At 39.3% G+C, this 18,380-nt stretch carries 16 protein-coding genes; 3 read left to right on the top strand and 13 right to left on the bottom strand.

Annotated elements, in window-relative coordinates:
* Positions 1–333: 333 nt before the first annotated feature.
* The 3 genes from R2B72_RS10255 to R2B72_RS10245 form a co-directional block, all read right to left on the bottom strand.
* On the bottom strand, positions 334–2,706 hold the full coding sequence (locus tag R2B72_RS10255) for a polyprenyl synthetase family protein (protein WP_318616418.1): 2,373 nt from the start codon (positions 2,704–2,706) through the stop codon (positions 334–336).
* Between the two features lie 339 nt (positions 2,707–3,045).
* Positions 3,046–3,273 carry a DUF5342 family protein gene (locus tag R2B72_RS10250; protein ID WP_318616417.1) on the bottom strand — a complete coding sequence of 76 codons (228 nt, stop codon included), beginning with the start codon at positions 3,271–3,273 and terminating at the stop codon, positions 3,046–3,048.
* Between the two features lie 255 nt (positions 3,274–3,528).
* Complete coding sequence (locus R2B72_RS10245) at positions 3,529–4,755, bottom strand: MFS transporter (RefSeq protein ID WP_318616416.1); 1,227 nt, start codon at positions 4,753–4,755, stop codon at positions 3,529–3,531.
* Between the two features lie 99 nt (positions 4,756–4,854).
* Here R2B72_RS10245 and R2B72_RS10240 point away from each other — a divergent pair, with 99 nt between their 5' ends.
* Entirely contained in the window at positions 4,855–6,504 is a 1,650-nt protein-coding gene (locus R2B72_RS10240; RefSeq protein ID WP_318616415.1) for an ABC transporter substrate-binding protein, read from the top strand.
* Between the two features lie 88 nt (positions 6,505–6,592).
* On the opposite strand, the gene R2B72_RS10235 is transcribed toward R2B72_RS10240, so the two are convergent.
* From R2B72_RS10235 to R2B72_RS10215, 5 genes are all read right to left on the bottom strand, one after another.
* Positions 6,593–7,264 (bottom strand): DUF3658 domain-containing protein, encoded by a 672-nt coding sequence (locus tag R2B72_RS10235; RefSeq protein ID WP_318616413.1) that lies wholly within the window; start codon positions 7,262–7,264, stop codon positions 6,593–6,595.
* A gap of 15 nt (positions 7,265–7,279) precedes the next feature.
* Positions 7,280–8,155, bottom strand: coding sequence for a radical SAM/SPASM domain-containing protein (locus R2B72_RS10230; protein ID WP_318616412.1), 876 nt, complete (start codon positions 8,153–8,155; stop codon positions 7,280–7,282).
* A 90-nt stretch (positions 8,156–8,245) separates the two neighbouring features.
* On the bottom strand, positions 8,246–8,899 hold the full coding sequence (locus R2B72_RS10225) for a SprT family zinc-dependent metalloprotease (protein WP_318616515.1): 654 nt from the start codon (positions 8,897–8,899) through the stop codon (positions 8,246–8,248).
* A gap of 16 nt (positions 8,900–8,915) precedes the next feature.
* Positions 8,916–9,848 carry an MBL fold metallo-hydrolase gene (locus R2B72_RS10220; RefSeq protein WP_318616411.1) on the bottom strand — a complete coding sequence of 311 codons (933 nt, stop codon included), beginning with the start codon at positions 9,846–9,848 and terminating at the stop codon, positions 8,916–8,918.
* Positions 9,849–10,157: 309 nt separating this feature from the next.
* Positions 10,158–10,874, bottom strand: a complete 717-nt coding sequence (locus tag R2B72_RS10215) for a 3-ketoacyl-ACP reductase (RefSeq protein WP_318616410.1) — start codon at positions 10,872–10,874, stop codon at positions 10,158–10,160.
* A gap of 252 nt (positions 10,875–11,126) precedes the next feature.
* Here R2B72_RS10215 and R2B72_RS10210 point away from each other — a divergent pair, with 252 nt between their 5' ends.
* On the top strand, positions 11,127–11,513 hold the full coding sequence (locus R2B72_RS10210; RefSeq protein WP_318616409.1) for a helix-turn-helix domain-containing protein: 387 nt from the start codon (positions 11,127–11,129) through the stop codon (positions 11,511–11,513).
* Positions 11,514–11,545: 32 nt separating this feature from the next.
* Here the strand turns inward: R2B72_RS10210 and R2B72_RS10205 are convergent, their stop codons facing one another.
* The 3 genes from R2B72_RS10205 to R2B72_RS10195 form a co-directional block, all read right to left on the bottom strand.
* On the bottom strand, positions 11,546–12,898 hold the full coding sequence (locus tag R2B72_RS10205; RefSeq protein WP_318616408.1) for a cyclic 2,3-diphosphoglycerate synthase: 1,353 nt from the start codon (positions 12,896–12,898) through the stop codon (positions 11,546–11,548).
* A gap of 170 nt (positions 12,899–13,068) precedes the next feature.
* Positions 13,069–13,635 carry a DUF4256 domain-containing protein gene (locus tag R2B72_RS10200; RefSeq protein WP_318616407.1) on the bottom strand — a complete coding sequence of 189 codons (567 nt, stop codon included), beginning with the start codon at positions 13,633–13,635 and terminating at the stop codon, positions 13,069–13,071.
* Positions 13,636–13,690: 55 nt separating this feature from the next.
* Positions 13,691–14,098, bottom strand: a complete 408-nt coding sequence (locus tag R2B72_RS10195; RefSeq protein WP_318616514.1) for a YueI family protein — start codon at positions 14,096–14,098, stop codon at positions 13,691–13,693.
* A gap of 221 nt (positions 14,099–14,319) precedes the next feature.
* Here R2B72_RS10195 and R2B72_RS10190 point away from each other — a divergent pair, with 221 nt between their 5' ends.
* A complete protein-coding gene (locus tag R2B72_RS10190; RefSeq protein ID WP_318616406.1) occupies positions 14,320–15,018 on the top strand; it encodes a dihydropteridine reductase in 699 nt (232 codons plus the stop codon).
* Between the two features lie 50 nt (positions 15,019–15,068).
* Here R2B72_RS10190 and rlmD read toward each other — a convergent pair whose 3' ends face one another.
* Both rlmD and metG read right to left on the bottom strand, forming a co-directional pair.
* Positions 15,069–16,430, bottom strand: a complete 1,362-nt coding sequence (gene rlmD / locus R2B72_RS10185; RefSeq protein WP_318616405.1) for a 23S rRNA (uracil(1939)-C(5))-methyltransferase RlmD — start codon at positions 16,428–16,430, stop codon at positions 15,069–15,071.
* A gap of 189 nt (positions 16,431–16,619) precedes the next feature.
* Positions 16,620–18,260, bottom strand: a complete 1,641-nt coding sequence (metG, locus tag R2B72_RS10180; protein ID WP_318616404.1) for a methionine--tRNA ligase — start codon at positions 18,258–18,260, stop codon at positions 16,620–16,622.
* Between the last annotated feature and the right edge of the window lie 120 nt (positions 18,261–18,380).

Raw genomic sequence — 18,380 nt, 5'->3', positions numbered from 1 at the left:
AAACACCGCCAAATGCATTGGCTTTTACCCAACAACGGAGCCCGGACATACGTTCACAAACATTGTCGAGCCTTTCGGATTAAGCGTTTTCCCACCTGAACAGTAATTTTGAGCAGCACTAGGATTCAGCTATACCACTCACGATCGCAAAAAAAAAACAAATTCAATGGTACTGGAGCCAGGTCACTGACGCCATTCGCGTCCTTCTGCGAATGGTAGCAATGCCTGGCTCCCGACTAGGGCAAGGGAATTCCCCCATAGGTTATTACTTATGCCGTTCTATTCTAATAAGGTCATCTATTTTTTTGTAGGGACCGTGGCTTCAACTATAATTCAATGATCCCGGTTCACAATATAATTCAATATATGCTTCAAAAAAGTGGTCTTACGTGGTACTTCCTGCAATGCTTCCATTGCACAACAATAGTGTTCCCACATCGCTTTTTTGGCTTCCGCAATGCCTAGAATGGAGACAAATGTCGTACTGTTGTTTTCAGCATCTTTTCCAATCGATTTTCCGAGTAGAGCCGAATCACCTTCAACATCCAGCAGATCATCCTTAATCTGAAACGCGATGCCTGCATGAAAGGCGAATAGTTTCAAAGCATCCATTTCCAACGTCTTTGCATCGGCGAGAATTGCGGGCATTATGAGGGAAGCTTCGAAAGCAATCCCGGTTTTATAAAAGCACATCATATTCAATTGTTCCAGTGTCAATTGTTTCCCTTTGGAATCTAAATCCATCGCCTGTCCCCTACACATTTCCCCTGTTATTCGGGACGAATATTGAATCAAGTTTAGCACGGTTTTCGGATCGTACTGGTCAAGAGATGCTTGTTCTTCAATTGCTTTCTGGGTCAGGTAAAGTCCAGTTAATTCTGCTATGGCCGTGTTATACACCTGGTGTAACGTTGGACGCCCCCTACGAGTGGTCGCATTATCCTGGGATGGTAGATCATCGAAGATTAGGGATGCTGTATGCATATATTCCAATGATTTCAGAAGCGGCACGATTGCCGACTTATTTAATCCGTATTCATTAACGCCCATGACCCAAGTCATGATTGGTCTCAAACGCTTGCCATCGCTTGCCAGACTATAATTAGCAGCATCAATGATTGGCTCTTTCATCAAAGAAACATTCCCTACTGTAGGAATAGTTAACAAGCTGTTTATCTGCTTGCGTACGGTTTCAATCGTATCTAAAAAGTCTCCTTGCTCTTGCCGCTCATTTTTTAAAGTAGTAACCATATGATCCCGCAGCAGTTTATCAAAAAAATCTACATCATCTGCTTTTCGCACCATTTTTTGAACGACATTCATGAGTTTCGGATTTCCAGAGGCAAACAGCCCCATAACTTCATCATATTGTTTAGTTCCCATTCGTTTTTTAAATCGTTTCAGCCCGTTGATTGCACGATCGAGAATTACCTCACAAGTCTTGCTGTCAGAGTGATATACGTTATGGATCAAATTGAAGATGACCGTCCAGTACAATTCAAAGGGATTTATAAGATCCAAGCGCTTATCATGATAGTTCAAATAATAGGTATAGGGCGTTACTCTTTCTTCCTTCATGTCATCAAACATATCAGCAAAATCATCCGCTAACTGATTGTAAATACCATATAAAAATGTCCGGTTGTCGAAGCCCTCATCCTCTGGCGCACTGATGACTGAACGAGTAATCAATCGAGAATAAGAAGATTTTAAAATGACAGGGATATAAAGCTCTTCATTCGTGTAATTCGCATTGGATAGATTCTTTACGCGATCTACTTCTTGGGAATTAAAAAATACATAGGATTGCTCGAAAAAACTTTTTCTTGTCTTTGGTTGCTGATGGATCTTAATATACTCAAAGGCATCTCGCAGTTCCGAATGAATATATACCATTAGATTCGAGTTTTTCCCAGTCCACTCACCCAATTCCGGAACAGATCCTGTGATAAGTGTAGTACGTATTAAATCGGAATATCGTTTTTTCTCTTTTTCTGATAAAACGTTGGCATCTAGCAGATCGTCAATGAATGGATAGGTCAGACCATAGCAATAGCCTAGCCTAATCGCTTCATCCAGTTTCCGGGAACGTTCTTCTGGAGTAGTATCAGCATCCATTTCTTCAACCACATGCATGATGACTCCAGCCATAATTTTAATAAGTTTTCGCTTGGCTTCTGCGGCATCCATCCCCTTCGGTATATTGGAGGATACTATCTTTAATTTGTCCATCACCCAAATAACGGTGGACTCAACGCCCTCCTTTTGGGCCTGCCGGTACAACCAAGCCATACTAAACAGCTCTGTTTGTTCTCCGTAAGAATGTGTCAGGTGATTTTTTAGACTACCAACTGCACGGCGAACACTGATTTGTGTGTCAGGTGAGTCCAATGCCTTACCCAGATCTCTCATATAAATATAGGAAATACTCCGATCCAGGTAATTATCTAGTTTACCTGTGTAATCCAGCCATTGGATATAACCGTGATACCCTTTGGAATCAAATTTTCCCTTTCCACGCGAAAAAAAGGATACGAATGAGTTAGGATGAACATGGTTCTGTTTCCAGGACTGGATATCTTTTATCAAAGATGCGACGTAGGTCTTTTTCGCAAGCTGCTCAGAAAGTGATGTAAAATAATGAGCAGCCTTCTGCTCAGCCAACCGATAACATGCATAGGAATTTTTTAGTAACTCTTCATCCATATGATTCAATACCCCTACTCAATAGTCTCTGATATATGTATGCAAAACAATTCAAATCCATGTTAATCATCTACACATCATCTCAGGTTTTTTCTTTTATTTTTAATCAAAAATAACATCTTTATCACCGGAAAGCTAAACATAGACTATACAACACATTTCAATCCTAAGTTACAAACCCCATCCAAGCTCCTTAATAAATTCTGTTTCTGTATTTTCGACAACCATTATGTGCAATGATATCGGACTTTTTTGAGGTTATAAATCAAAATGACCGAAAGAAAACAAATTGTTATCCTTCGGTCATTTCGATAGATTGCTTTTCACTTCTACTAGTACTTAGAAAGATAAAGTAAGATGTTTATGCATTTTATCCGTGATGTTGGACTCGATTTGTTTTAGTTGCTTAGCACCGATTTTATTGAAGGGTTGTGGATTAAACCAGTTAATAACCCCTTCATGATAAAGCCCTTGATAGTCATTTCCTTTATAGTTTACCGAAAATGATAACCGTTCATGAATTTGATTTTGAAATAACGCTTTTTTAATGTGAAATGTATTTAACATAATCATTGCCTCCATATTATTGATGTAATGTTTTCATGTCGTTCTGTATGTATAGAATACCGTTCAGAAATTAAAGCGACATGAGAGGCAAATGAGGATTTGATGAGAAATAGTTGTAAGATGCCAGTCACTCAAACTTTCATGTTAATTGGAACAAACAACAAAGTTGACTGAGTGACTGGCACCAAACATCGCAAACTTCAAGCCATCTTTCTTGTGTTGAAAGATGGCTTGTTTTTGATGCTATTATATTTTTTACACTTTAACAGATTTCCTCCAAAATAAGCCCGTATACAAAAGGAAAGTACCAACCATTAAAATAACTCCAATATAAACAGACATCATCGTGGGAATTAGATATGCCCCTATGATAATCGTCGAACGAGCGATAAGGTCTGCCCCACTAAATGAAATGTTCGCAAAAGCCGAATAGGAACCTCTTTTATCTGCCGGAATCATATTCGCTTGCTCTGCATTACGTACAGGCGAATAGATCAGTTCACCAAGCGTTGCAACTAAATTAAACAACAATAATATATACCAAACGTTTGCTGACATAACCGTAACATAGCCGATACTATATATAATAAGACCAATCAGCAATACTTTTTGCTTACTGAAACGATCCGTAAACTTATTGATCATAAATGTAAAGCAGACAACAAGCAGCATGTTTTCGATATTAAGAATACTTAACATGCGTACACCTGCCACCTCAAATCCACCGATATATATGGATTCAAACGTTTCTGCTAGACGAACACCAATATAACTGTTTAAAGAAAACTCCGCTGCAAAAATGCACATGGAGCCAAGTACGACTTTGACAAATGGACTATCTTTAGCTGCAATTTTGTAATTTTGAATTACATCCAACAACACATTCTGATGCTGCTTCTCAAACCGAATTGTCTGTTCATCAATGAGCCAGATTTTATAAGCAATCGGTAAGCTTATCGATGTAAATGTTAGGAATGCGAACAACTCAATTTGGTGATGTAAATACAACAAACCACCAAGGGCAGCTCCTATCGCCAATGATAAATTCACAAGCCAATAATCGAGCGCATAAATGGCTTTTCGATTATCTGGTGTCGTCGAATCCATAATTAGAGCGTTCATAGCAGGTCGGCCAAGACTGCTTGTCACAATATAAAGGACATAAGCAATGGCAAACAGCCAAATCACATTATCTTTCGGATATAAGCTAATTGTCATGACCAAAAACATACAAGCACTAAAAAATGAAGTAACAACCAATACTCTTTTGCGTGGAAAACGATCGGAAATATAGCCACCAATCAAATTCACAAAAAAACTGACGATAACTGTAAAAAGTAAAAAGCTCCCCGCCCAGACCTTGCTTATTTCCTGTGCAAAAAACAGGGCCATAAACGGCATAACTGCCGATGAAACAGCACGATTAAAAAATGACGTTACTAAACGAACTTTAAGATTTTGTGGATAGTCTTTCCAAGTCATGTTGTAACCCCCCTCTGTCTTTTGTATATTAAACTAGACGTACAAAAGAAAAAATGGACAAAATAAATATATATGTCCACTTTTCAAAAGGGGCGAATGATGGATACATACTTATTAACTTTATGGAGATCGGTTCCATCCGGAAACATCAAACAAAAAGAGCTAGCAGAAGTGCTCCATTTAAGCGCTAAACAAACAACACGATATATACAGAAATGGTCTGCAGAGGGATGGCTAACGTTTACTTCAGGACTTGGCAGAGGAAATTCTTCAGCACTGCTATGGCTCAAAAATGTAGAAGCCATTTTCGAGGAACAGGTTACGAAGATTATTATTGAAGAACCCGTTGAATTCAGTAGCAAATATTTAGAATTGGATTGGTCGCCAGATAGTAAACAACGTTTACTAAATACATTCCGTTCGAAATTTGGATATCTTCAAACTACCAATGACAAGCTTGTTATTCCGAAAAGATACCCCTTTTTGACGATGCATCCCTTAGAGGCTGCTGATGTAAGTAGCGCGAGTATGGTTGCGAATATCTTTAACCGACTTGTTGCCGTCGATGAACAGGGCACTGTGCTACCAGAACTTGCCCATAGTTGGGATGTGACTTCATCTAAACTTCGATTGTATGTAAAAAAAGATATACGATTCCATGATGGATCGATATTGACAGCAGAGGATATAGTCATCTGCTTAAACAAGCTAAGCAATCATCCACAGTTTCAAGATTTGTGGGCACCTATACAGCACATCAATACCCCTGCTCCATTGGTCATTGATATTCATTTCCCCGATGGCTGTAGCTATTGTTTACATATGCTCGGAACAATGAATGCTAGTATTTATAAAGAAAGTAACGATTCACTGCTTGGAACAGGTTGCTTTTATGTCCAAGATGACCATGATTCGAAAACAAGTTTAGCCGCTTTTAAAGACTACTTTGGCGAAAGGCCTTTAGTAGATCACGTAGAATTTGTGCAAGTACCTGAAGACTTTGAAATCATATATCGATCAACAACACAGATAAAGGACCAACCGACGTTCCAAGTGGAAAGTGATTCCGGCTTCGGCGTCGTCATCATGAATTCATTTCGAAATTCAGCAATTCAACGCAAGGAAATTCGTGATTATATCCATTATGTCATCGCAAAGCATCGCCATAGTATTAGTCAAGATGACGCCCGTGCATTACCGAACCACCAAGGTTTTCTAATTGGACAAAGTCAAACTTACACATTCCAAGAAGTGAAGCGTCCGGAATTTTCCACACCACTTGTTTTAAAAATAGTGAATTATACACAAAAAACAACGATGTGGCTAAAAGAAATTCTAGAAAAAGAGGGAATCCCTATTGAATTAAGACAGGTTTCTTTCGCAGACAATCTTTATGATGACTTAGAAAACCAATCTATCGACCTTTTTATTCACGGTGAAATATTCGAGATGAATCAAAACTTCTCATTTTTCCAGCTTCTCAAAAATGGGTACTCACCATTGGCAGCTATTTTGAAAAACGAACCAACCCTAAGCCGTTATCTAGCTGACTATGCGCATACCCCCTTCAAAGATTGGACAACTCTAAATCTGAAGGTAGAGAGAGCACTGCTTGATGACTCCCTAATGATTCCGTTATATTATGCCAAACGTCAAATCCCATTCTCAGCCGATTTAATGAACATTAATATAAAACATTTTGGTTATATTGATTTTTCTAAGGTATGGGTGAGGCCGACTATTGAATAAAAAAGTATCTGGTTCTAGAACAACTCAAAGTCGTTTTAGAACTAGATACTTTTTCACTTTAGATTTTGTCCTTATTAATTCTGATCGCTCACCGGAGCTTTACACTATAATGTATCATCGATTTTGGGATTCCTTTTAACTCAAGCACTCCACTATATACAAAATGCCGAATTCGATATTCTAAATAGAACAAATCTATGTCCACATCTATTCTATCTACGATTTCTCCAAGTACGCTTCCCGTCTTGATAAAATCTTTCATTCCTTGCTGATCATGTAGCTTTTCCAGTGTTTCAAGGATAAGTGAATCATAATGATCTTCTGGCACAGCTTGAATTTCATTGTCTTTCCATACACGTAAGACATCTTTCGTTTCGGTAAGTTTTTCCCATTCTTGCTGAAATTGAATCTGCTTGTTATCCGATAACGGTTTGTTCTCTTTATTATTTCCAGAAAATGCTCTTAAAATTTCTTGATCTATTTGACCTGTATGAAAAATAGGTTGTCCTTCTACCGAAGCGCCATATCTCTCACAAATTTCAGTGGAGTTTATGAGATAAATCTCATTTGTCTTGTCTCGCAATAAATAAAGGTAAAAGCGGAGAGCCGTTTGTTCATTAGCATTATCGCCATACCAAATATAGATTGCCCTTTGAACGGCTATATCATGGTTACAGAAGGATCGAATTATGATAATTCTTCGACCTTTAAAACAAAACGAACCACTACTGAATTGTAGTGGTTTGTTCTCTATTTGCACGAGTACAATACTTCCTTAAACGCCAAATTTCTGCCTATACCCACATTTCCTACACAGTTCTTCAACAGCTTCTCTTCTCGAAAAACCATCCACAATATTATTTGCTCGTTCTCCGTCAACAATTTCAGAAAAGGATTTTTCTTTGACATTTCCTAAATTAATGACGCCTTCTCCATCAAGACAGCAAGGGACAACTGTTCCATCTACGAGAATAGCGGCTTGACTACGAAGCGCGTGACAAAAACCTTTGCCATCATCCTCAGGCGCCAGTAAGCTAGGCCATTTGAATTCATGGTCTTGATTGAGATAGACGTTCTTCGTAATTTTCACGCCTTTACCTGGTTGTACTTTTTCTTCAATCCTGAAGTCTAAGCTATACTCATTCTCCAAAATCTCTAGCGTTTCACGGTTTCTTCTTTTCGCTAAATCATTTTTATGTTCTTGTTGAAGATTCCATAAGCGATACGAAATAATCGTATTATATTCTTTAGCCTCACGCACAAATTCAAGAATATCGCCCAAGTACTTTTCTCGATTTTCAGAGCCTTCATGCCCGTCAAAACTATGGAGCGAAAAGTTGATTTGACGCAAAGCTGGTTTACCGAGTAATTTCTCAGCATTTTTTTTAATAAGCGTCCCATTTGTCGTAATATTCACCTTAAATCCCTTGGCGTGAGCAGCATCTAGTAATTGATCGATTCTTGGGTGCATAAGAGGCTCGCCTTTCACATGAAGATAAATATACTTCGTGTGCGGACTAAGCTGGTCTAAAATATCATTAAATGCATCTAACTTGATAATCTTTGCTTCTCGAATCGTCGGAGGACAGAAACTACAAGCTAGGTTACATACGCTTATGATTTCAACATATACTTTTTTAAATGTTTTCAATGCTTATTCACCATTCCAGTTCTTTATTTATCAGTAATATATCCTTATTCACTTTAACAAAGTTTTATGGCTCTGGGGGATAAAACTTTGTTAAAGCGACATTAAATGACCATACCTCGCCAAATACTCTTCCTTCTCTTTATACTCTGGCATAATGCTACCGACGCGTCTCCAAAATGAGCGATCATGATTCATATGATGGATATGACATAATTCATGGATGACTACATAATCGATAACATCTAACGGGGCCATTGCCAGCCGATAATTAAAGGCTAGATTTCTATCCGAACTACAACTCCCCCATTTAGCCTTAGACTCGATGATTTCAATCGTTTTAGGGGATACTTTCAGTTGTTTTTGATAGATTTTTATCCGTTCAGCTATAACTTTCTTACAACTGTTGATATAAAATCGCTTGAGATTTCTTTTAAGCGTCTCTTCATCTAATACATTTATCTCGATTAATTCATGAAGAAAACGTTCAGTTCCAAGATATAAGAATTTTCCTTCGGCGTGATACTCCCTTGCCTTCGGGGCTTCTTGGGCTACCCCACTTGCATGGATTTTCTCGAGTATCCATTTCCCTTTACTTTCTATTACACCGACAATTACTTCTTCACTTGTGCCTTTTGGCGCTTTAACCGTTATAAAACCAAATGGATCTATATGAATGGATAGCTTCTTTCGATTGCCATACTGAACATTACATTTTATTATTTCATTTTCAATTTTAACTTTCAGTTCGTTCTTGCTCCCTTCAAATAGAAAAAGTCCCCATTTTAATGGTTTCTCCAATTTTCATAATGGCTAATTTCTCGCTAGCCAGTTTTCTTTTATCCCACTCAGCCAGTAGTCTATCAAGCGCTTCTTTCGGCGTATCATCGGCTAAGCGGTAAGCACCGTAATGCATCGGAATCATTACTTTTGAACGCGTATCGATGAAAGCTTTGATAGCGTCCTCAGGACTCACATGCTGGGTAGCCATGAACCACTCCGGCTCATATGCCCCAATCGGCATTAAGCAATAATCAATAGCGTACTTGTCCCCTATATCACGAAAACCTTTGAAATAGCCACTATCTCCTGCGAAATAGGTGGTTCGGTTTGCGTCCTGGATAACCCATCCGCCCCAATGGGAGTGGTTGGTATCTGTTAGCGTTCTTTTTGACCAATGTTGGGCTGGAACAAAGGCAATTGTTAATCCACCCATTTGATGCTCATCCCACCAATTAAATTCCACAGTTTTACTAAACCCTTTTCTTTTAAACCACTGACCGAGTCCAATGGGTACATAAAAGATTGGATGACCTTTCAGCCTTTTAATAGAAGAATAGCTTAGATGATCATAATGGCTATGTGAGATAAGGACAACATCGATTGGCGGTAGGTCCTTTATTGAAAGTCCAGGAGGGGTTAGTCGTTTATCCATACCAAGACGCTTTGCCCAAACTGGATCTGTTAGGATGTTTAGTCCATTGAGTTGAATTAAAAAAGTGGAATGTCCAACCCATGTAATTGTCGGAACTGTGCGGTTACGTTGTAAAAACGTTTCTTCCGTTTTTTCTACCACCGGCACTTGGTACGACAAATCCTTCTGTTTGCTTTTGCGTTCTTTGCGCCACTGCCGTAAATCTTTAAATGTAGCAAGTCCCGCACTTTTATCTGTATTTTCATAACGCATTTTTTTCATATATAGATAGACACCTCGATTGAATTCTTCTCACTATGTACCCTAAGATAATCATACCCTATCCCTACCGTAACATGGTATCTCTTCTCCTCAATAAAAAACGCAGAGATTCACTAAAGAATCCCCGCGCTTTCCTATCAAATATTTACTTTACGAGCTTATATTCTTGGATGAACTCTTTTAAAGTTTCACTTAGATTTGGGCTACCGACTTCATCTAAATCATAATGCACATGTGTATATGGTTTATTATGAGAAATGATACGAAACAAATACATCGGATAGCGTCTTGATATTTTAAATAGTTCTATTAAGGGTTCGTCGACCAAAGTCCTGCATGTTTTAATACAACACGTGGATGAAGCTTCAGCTGTGCAACCATTAATTCTGCTAGATCTTCTGCCTGCATTACTTTTTCCGGATTGCCGTCTGTTAAGTTTAGATCAACAGCCATTTCTGTCGCAACCGTACTTGGCGTTAACGTAGTAACGCGAATATTTTTCTTACGCACTTCAAGCATTAATGACTCACTTAGTCCGATAACTGCCGCTTTTGAAGCCGAGTATGCACTTGTAATTGGTGCACCTTTTTGACCAGCTGTTGATGAGATATTAATGATGTCGCCTGTGTTGCGTTCTATCATTTCTGGTAATACCGCACGTGTTGTGTAGTACACACCTTTTACGTTGACATCGATAATATTTGTCCATTCTTCAGGCGTTAAGTCCATGAAGCCACCAAATTTTGCAATGCCGGCATTATTTACTAAAATATCGATTGCACCTAGTTCGCCACGAATTGATTCAACCGCTACTGTGATAGAGTCTAAATCCGCTACATTCGCCGTAGCGATTGCTACCTTCACATCATACTGTTTAAGTTCCTCTGCAACTTGTTGTAAATTTTCAAGCGTACGCCCAATAAGACCTACGTGAATACCTTCCTGCGCAAAAGCTATTGCTGTTGCACGCCCAATTCCACGTCCTGCTCCTGTAATTAATGCCACTTTTCCTGTAATTGTTTGCATGTTTTTTGCTCCTTTAGATGAGATAGATTTATTATTGACGAAATAAAGTATATTACACTAAAAATTAACACTTGAGTAAGGTGTGCTTGATAAAAACTTTCTGATGGTATAATGAATTACACGGTTTTACTCAGAAGGATTCGTCTTTAAGACTAACTTCATTCTACAACCAGTTTTCTACATTGTGAAGAACGCACTTTTTTGTGCGGAGGTTACCGAATGGTTACTACCATAAGATAAGGAGTTATGCACATGTCAGATGCATTAAGAAATGAAGTCAAAGAGAGAATATTGAATCAGGATTATCATTGTGAAAAAGAACTGACCTTATCGATTATTAGTGGGAAATGGAAAGTCGTTATTTTATGGCATTTAGGTGTAGAAGGGACACATCGATTCAGCGAACTTCAAAGACTTTTCCCAAAAGTATCTCATAAAGTATTAACAAACCAATTACGTGACCTGATAGAAGATGGAATCGTTCATAGAGAAGTGATTCCAGAAGTTCCCCCCAAAGTCGAATATTCAATGACTGAGCTCGGTATGACATTATTACCTATCGTAGAGATGATGTATGAATGGGGAAAAAAACGAATAGAACAAATCAAACAAGAAAACGAAGGTGCCGAGATTCATTAAAGAATCCTCGCACCTTCGTTTTTTGTTTCCTATCAGCTATTTACTTCAACAAGCTTATGTTCTTGGATGAAACCTTTTAACGTTTCACTTAGATTAGGGCCAGCCACTTCATCTAAGTCATAATGCACACGTGTATATGGTTTATTGATCGTAATGATACGAGATAAATCCATCGGAGTTCCAATAATCACCGCATCACAGTCCGTATTATTGATTGTTTCTTCAAGATCCTTCAATTGCTGCTCGCCATATCCCATCGCCGGAAGGACGTTTTGAATATGTTGATATTTATTAAACGTTCCGATTAATGAACCGACTGCAAATGAACGTGGGTCAACCAATTCCTTCGCCCCTAAACGTTCAGCCGCAACTGTACCCGCACCAATTTTCATTTCACCATGTGTCAACGTTGGACCATCTTCTACGACTAATACACGTTTACCAACAATAATTTCCGGATTATCTACCGTAATCTTCGACTCAGCTTTAATAATCGTGCTAGTAGGACTTGCAAATTTAATATTATTTTCTACGATTTGAATGGCTTCTGCTGTTGCACTATCAACTTTATTAATGATCGCAACATCAGCTGTACGTAAACTAACTTCACCAGGATAGTATTTCAACTCATGACCTGGACGATGTGGATCCAAAACAGTAACCGCTAAATCAGGCTTGAAGAAAGAGAAATCATTATTTCCTCCATCCCATAAAATCACGTCACAGCCATCTGGATCATTTTCTGCTGCCGCTAAAATTTCTGCATAATCCACACCCGCATAGATAATATTTCCGCGATCCACATGTGGCTCATACTCTTCCATTTCTTCAATCGTACAATTATGCTTCTTCAAGTCCTCCACTGTCGCAAAACGCTGAACGCGCTGCGCATTTAAATCGCCATAAGGCATCGGATGTCTCACCGCAACAACTTTTAAACCATGCTCCAATAACGTTTCGATAATTTTGCGTGACGTTTGACTTTTCCCAGTTCCAGTTCGCACAGCACAAACCGAAATAACCGGCTTATTGCTCTTTAACTGCGTGCCTTTTGGTCCAAGTAGCGTGAAATTAGCACCCGCCGCATTGACAATCGCACCAATCCCCATCACATCTTCATAACCAATATCACTATAAGCAAACACACATTCATCTACTTGCAACTCTTCAATTAGTTTCGCTAACTCGTCCTGTGAATAAATCGGAATACCTTCTGGATATAATTCACCAGCTAATTCACTCGGATATTTACGTCCATCAATATCAGGAATTTGAGTTGCCGTAAAAGCGACAACATTATATGCTTCATTATCACGATAAACCGTATTAAAGTTGTGAAAATCTCGTCCAGCAGCACCAATAATGATTATGTTTTTCTTCTCCATCCATCTTCACTCCTATTAATTGCGACTGATTTTTTATAATTATAACCTTTAGTGCATTTTAATACAACAGATTTTTTAAATATGCACGAAAAAAAGATACACCACTTTCGCTGGCATATCTTCTCTCTGTTGGCTTCTCTTAAAAGGTAGCTGTCACTCATATTTTAAATTTAAACCCTCAACAAACCCCGGAACCCCCTAGCAGCATAGTAAGAATCTGCCCCATTATGATAGACAAAAACAGTATCATAGCGACAATCACAAAAAATCGCTCCGCCTAGCTTTCTAATGTTTGCAGGCGTTTGCACCCAGCTTGACGTTTTCAAGTCGAAATTCCCAAGTTCCTGCAACTCACGATATTGTTGTTCTGTTAAAAGCTCAATACCCATGTCGGCAGCCATACCCATAGCGTTATTTTCTGGTTTATGTTTTTTCCTCGATTCTAGTGCTTCAAAGTCGAAACAGACACTTCTACGGCCTTTAGGACTTTCTACTGAACAGTCGTAAAAAGTATATTCGTCCGACTTTTGATCATATCCAACAACATCCGGCTCACCACCGGTTATTTCCATCTCATTCAGCGACCACAGTTTTTCAACATTAGCTTCCAGCTTAGCTTGGACTTTAGCCCATTCAAGTTCTGTATGGCGATCCATGTTTTTCTCAAAACGAGCTTTCAATGTGCTAAGTAATTCTTCACGTTGTTCTAGTGATAATTCCTTGTTTTCCTTCGTCAAATACGTTTCCTCCCTATTGTTTCACCTTTATTAATTATGTACCATACAATACCACTTAATTCTTCTTGAAAGCTTTTGTAAATAGGCTAGTGAGGCCTTTCTTACTGCCCTTTTGGGGTTTTTCGATTAAAGTATCCTTTTTAACATAAATCTCTTCTTTATCAATTGCATAGTCATATGCGAGGACAAGACCAATTTGGGACGTATAATTTTTATTTGTGACGATTGTAAAAGGCACATTATATTTGGAAGCAATCTTCACATATTTTGATAGCTCTCCATAGTACATATGCCCGTTCAAGTATAGACGGGCCTCTCTATTTCCTTTTATGGCTTCCTCAACTTGTTTATAAATACCTCGTTCTCTCACTTGCACTTGCGTAAGCGCGATAACAACACGTTCACGAATTGTGCCAAGAAATTTCCGACGTTCCGCTGGCTTCGTCTCTTTAGCACCGTGAATTCCCCGCTGAAGCTAGTCATCAACACTGTTTGACATCGAAACACACCTCCGCATAGTTTGGTTATATTTGTGAGTACTCTTTGAGATACATTTCCTACTCTTTCTATCCATTATAGCCATTTAAATGATAAATTGCATAAACCGTTTAATTGATAATCATTATCAATTGTTATACTATTAATATAGTAACAGAAAATATAATTATCTAGGGGGAGAGTCTAATGCAGATATACTGGACTAAAATAAATAAAATTATCGAAGAAACGCCTGAAGTGAAAACATATTTACTCGATCGTCCGGAAGACTTTTCATGGGAGGAAGGTTCCCATACTCATTTTGCACTGAAAGGTTTTAATGTTGGTGACAAACCGAACCGCGGCTTAATTCGTCACATGTCCATATCCACTTTACCCCATGAGAATGCAATTGGTATTACAACACGTATCAGAGAACATTGCTCTGAGTTTAAAGCGACCTTACGAAATCTTGAAGTTGGCAATGAAGTTGCGATATTTAAAACGCATTCGAATATACCACTTAAAAGAGAAGACAAAAATGTTTATCTACTGTCATCAGGTGTTGGCCTGGCTACTTTCAGACCACTTGTACTGGATTATTTCGAACGTGCGGAAGGCGTCAATCAAATTCATTCCTTGAACATCGATTCGTCAAAAGACTTCCTATTCACTAGTGTTTTTGAATCCGCACCTGATAAGAAGTTCAGTTCACAGTTCGTCGATAATCGGAAAGACTACTATGATGAAGTGCAAAATCTAGCTGCAGATCAAGATGGACACTTCTATATCGTTGGCAGTGATGAATTCCTGAAGCAGAACATTGAATTACTGCGTGTACAAGGTATCAAGCCAGAACAAATTATGCTTGATAAACGTCAACAGCAGCTGGCTGAGTTTTTGTGATTTAAAAAACGGGAAAAGATTCACCTTTTCCCGTTTTTCTTATCTACAAATTAAATCTCTAACCAAGCTACACATTCCACATGGCTCGAATGCGGGAACATATCCACAGGTTGCACTTCCTGCGTGCGATAGCCACCATCTTCAAGAATACGCAAATCCCGTGCAAGTGTCCCTGGATTACACGAAACATAAACCACACGCTTCGGCTTGTACTCTAAAATTGTATTCAACAGCTCTTCGTCACAGCCTTTACGTGGTGGATCAACGACTAATACGTCAAATCGCTTACCGTCAGCGTACCATTTGGGAATGACAACTTCCGCTGCACCCGCTTCGAAATAAGCATTGTCGATGCCATTCAATTCCGCATTGCGCTTGGCATCTTCAATCGCCTGTGGAACGATTTCAACGCCGTACACTTCTTTCGCTTGTTGGGCGATAAACAAGGAGATTGTGCCGATGCCACAATAGGCATCAATGACAGACTCATTTCCTGTCAATTGCGCATAGTCGAGTGCTTGTCCATATAATACTTCCGTTTGTTTTGGATTCACTTGGTAGAAAGAATGAGCTGATATTTCAAAATCGATGTTGCCGATGGAATCGACAATCACTGATTTGCCGTGCAATAAAATCGTTTCATCACCGAAAATGACGTTTGTTTTTTGATCGTTAACGTTTTGCATAATGGACGTCACGCCCGGAATGACACGTTTGATCAATTCAATGGCTGCATCCTTTTGCGTAAATTTCTTTTTACGCGTCACTAAAACGACCATCACTTCACCGGTTGCGCGCCCTTTTCGGACGATTAAATGTCGAAGCATACCGAGATGAGTCTTTTCATCATAGGCGTCAATGCCCATCATATGCAGTTCATATTTCAACATAGCCATCAGATCATCTGCCTCGTGACTTTGAATGAGGCAAATATCTGTGTCAACGATGTGATGTGTGCGTGATTTGTAAAATCCAGAAACGACTTTGCCATCGCGTTCACTGAAAGGGATTTGTGATTTATTGCGGTAGCGCCATGGATCGTCCATTCCTTTGACAGGGTGAACGGGCACATGTGGTAGCTTCGCAACGCGGTCCATTACGTCACGCACCGTTTTCCGTTTTTGTACAAGTTGCCCCTCATAAGACAAATGCTGCATTTGACAGCCGCCGCATTCTGAGAATACATGACAAGGTGGCTCAACGCGATCGGGTGATGCTTTCGTCACCTTTAACAATCGCGCGAAGCCATAGTTCTTCAACGTTTTACCCACTTGAACATAAACCTCTTCACCAGGCAGCGCCCCAGGGATGAACAGCGGATAACCGTCTACTTTCGCAACGCCCGAGCCGTCATGCGTCAAATCCTCTACAAAGACATTCAATTTTTCGTTTCTATTTACACTAAAAGACATTATTTTTCCTCCACATTTCAGATGTCTCTAGTTTACCATAAAGTGAAACTTCAATCCGAGGAAAGCTCTAGCCCTCGGATTGTTAGTTGAACCAACCGGGCTTTTACAGGCAGTTGATTGAGTCTCCTTAAAGTCCTAAAGGGGATCTTACTGCCCGTTAATGCGGGATAGAAACAGGCATAACTATTTCTAAAGCGCATTGCTTTGCGCCTTTAATATAGCCAACTCTTCTTCAATTTTTGCCGTATCAATACGCTCGAACAACGGCTTGATCTTTGCAAACTGATAAGACGTTCTCTTAATGACTTGCCAATCGAAATCCGGTAGGTTCAACATAGCCTTCACTTCATCGCTCGAAGTAGGCAGAAATGGCGATAGCAACTGAGCGGTATTTGCTATGATGTGAACGCATGACAGCAATGTATTGTCACAAGCCACTCTATCCTCCGTGAGTTGTTTCCACGGTTGCTCGTGATCAAAATATTTATTGGCACCGCGAATCAATTCAAAGATTTCATCCAACGCCTGCTTAAAATGCCCTTCCTCGATTAATTGACCAACACGATCATATAACTGGTTAATATTCTCTTCGATGGCTTCGTTTATTTCTCCCTGTGTAATTTGTCCTCCATGTGATTTCTCTAAGAATTTCAATGTCCGGTTAATAAAATTACCATAAGCGCCAAGAAGTTCGGCATTATGACTAGAAATAAATTCTCTCCATGAAAAATCGGTGTCACGATTTTCAGGCGCATTCGTTGTTAAGAAATAACGAATGGAATCGGCATGATAATGTTCTAAAATATAGGGAACCCATACCGCCCAGTTATTGCTGGTAGATAACTTCTTTTTTTCGAGCGTCAAATATTCATTGGAAATAATATGTGTAGGCAATGCTGGATTTTTAATACCTAACAGAATCGCCGGCCAAATGATGGAGTGAAACGGGATATTATCCTTGCCATGGACGTAGTAGGACGTCGTGTTTTCATCCCAAAACTCGTTGATATCGTTCCCTGTTTGAGCCGCCCATTCGATGCTTGCGGAGTAATAGCCAGAAACCGCTTCAATCCAAACGTACACTTTTTTATCTTCGAAACCTTTGACAGGAATACTGACGCCATTTGCGATATCTCTAGAGACAGCACGATCTTGTAGCCCCTCTTTCAAATAGCGTTTGGATAATTGAACGGCATTATCTCGCCAAGTTTTATTGATAATAGCAGTCTCCACAACAGCCTCGAGTTCTTTTTGAAATTGGCTTAATTCAAAATAAAAATGCTCCGTTGTTCTCTTCACCGGCGTATTGCCACAAAGTTTACATACGGGTTTGATCAAATCTAGGGGATCTAAAATCGAAGAACAATTATCGCACTGATCTCCCCGTGATTTTGCTCCACAGTTTGGACATTCTCCTTCCACATAGCGGTCTGGAAGAAACTTTTGATCATGCTGACAATACATTTGCTCGATTTCTTTTTTATATAAATAGCCATTTTCAAGCAACGTTAAAAATATCTTTTGTACAGTTTGATGATGGTGTGGACTATCTGTTCTTGTGTATAAATCATAGGTGAAGCCTAATTTAGTAAAGCAGTCGGTAAACTCATTATGGAATCGATCTGCCACTTCTGTTACGGTTACACCTTCTTGGTCGGCACGAATTGAAATCGGTGTTCCATTACAATCGCTTCCCGAAACATACAACACCTTGTCACCCTTTAGTCGATAATAACGCGCTAAAATATCACCTGGTAATAGTGCTGCGATATGCCCTAAGTGCAACGAACCGTTAGCATATGGCCATGCTCCGCCAATAAAAATACTCATGATAACTAACATCTCCCTTTTTGAATAAATGAATCAATCACGCCCCGGCGTAATTGCGTCCGGAGTCTTTATCTGGATTCTACTGAATCCAGATAAAAAAAACCTCGCCCTCATCGAATA

It is taken from the genome of Sporosarcina sp. YIM B06819 (assembly GCF_033485175.1).
Taxonomy (GTDB): Bacteria; Bacillota; Bacilli; order Bacillales_A; family Planococcaceae; genus Sporosarcina.
This window is presented reverse-complemented; position numbering and strand designations above follow the sequence as displayed.

Bases quoted from the DNA above. Each gene is read 5' to 3' on its own strand.
- R2B72_RS10255 (WP_318616418.1), bottom strand. From the start codon at position 2,706: ATGGATGAAGAGTTACTAAAAAATTCCTATGCATGTTATCGGTTGGCT.
- R2B72_RS10250 (WP_318616417.1), bottom strand. From the start codon at position 3,273: ATGTTAAATACATTTCACATTAAAAAAGCGTTATTTCAAAATCAAATT.
- R2B72_RS10245 (WP_318616416.1), bottom strand. From the start codon at position 4,755: ATGACTTGGAAAGACTATCCACAAAATCTTAAAGTTCGTTTAGTAACG.
- R2B72_RS10240 (WP_318616415.1), top strand. From the start codon at position 4,855: ATGGATACATACTTATTAACTTTATGGAGATCGGTTCCATCCGGAAAC.
- R2B72_RS10220 (WP_318616411.1), bottom strand. From the start codon at position 9,848: ATGAAAAAAATGCGTTATGAAAATACAGATAAAAGTGCGGGACTTGCT.
- R2B72_RS10215 (WP_318616410.1), bottom strand. From the start codon at position 10,874: ATGCAAACAATTACAGGAAAAGTGGCATTAATTACAGGAGCAGGACGT.
- R2B72_RS10210 (WP_318616409.1), top strand. From the start codon at position 11,127: ATGTCAGATGCATTAAGAAATGAAGTCAAAGAGAGAATATTGAATCAG.
- R2B72_RS10205 (WP_318616408.1), bottom strand. From the start codon at position 12,898: ATGGAGAAGAAAAACATAATCATTATTGGTGCTGCTGGACGAGATTTT.
- R2B72_RS10190 (WP_318616406.1), top strand. From the start codon at position 14,320: ATGCAGATATACTGGACTAAAATAAATAAAATTATCGAAGAAACGCCT.
- rlmD (WP_318616405.1), bottom strand. From the start codon at position 16,430: ATGTCTTTTAGTGTAAATAGAAACGAAAAATTGAATGTCTTTGTAGAG.
- metG (WP_318616404.1), bottom strand. From the start codon at position 18,260: ATGAGTATTTTTATTGGCGGAGCATGGCCATATGCTAACGGTTCGTTG.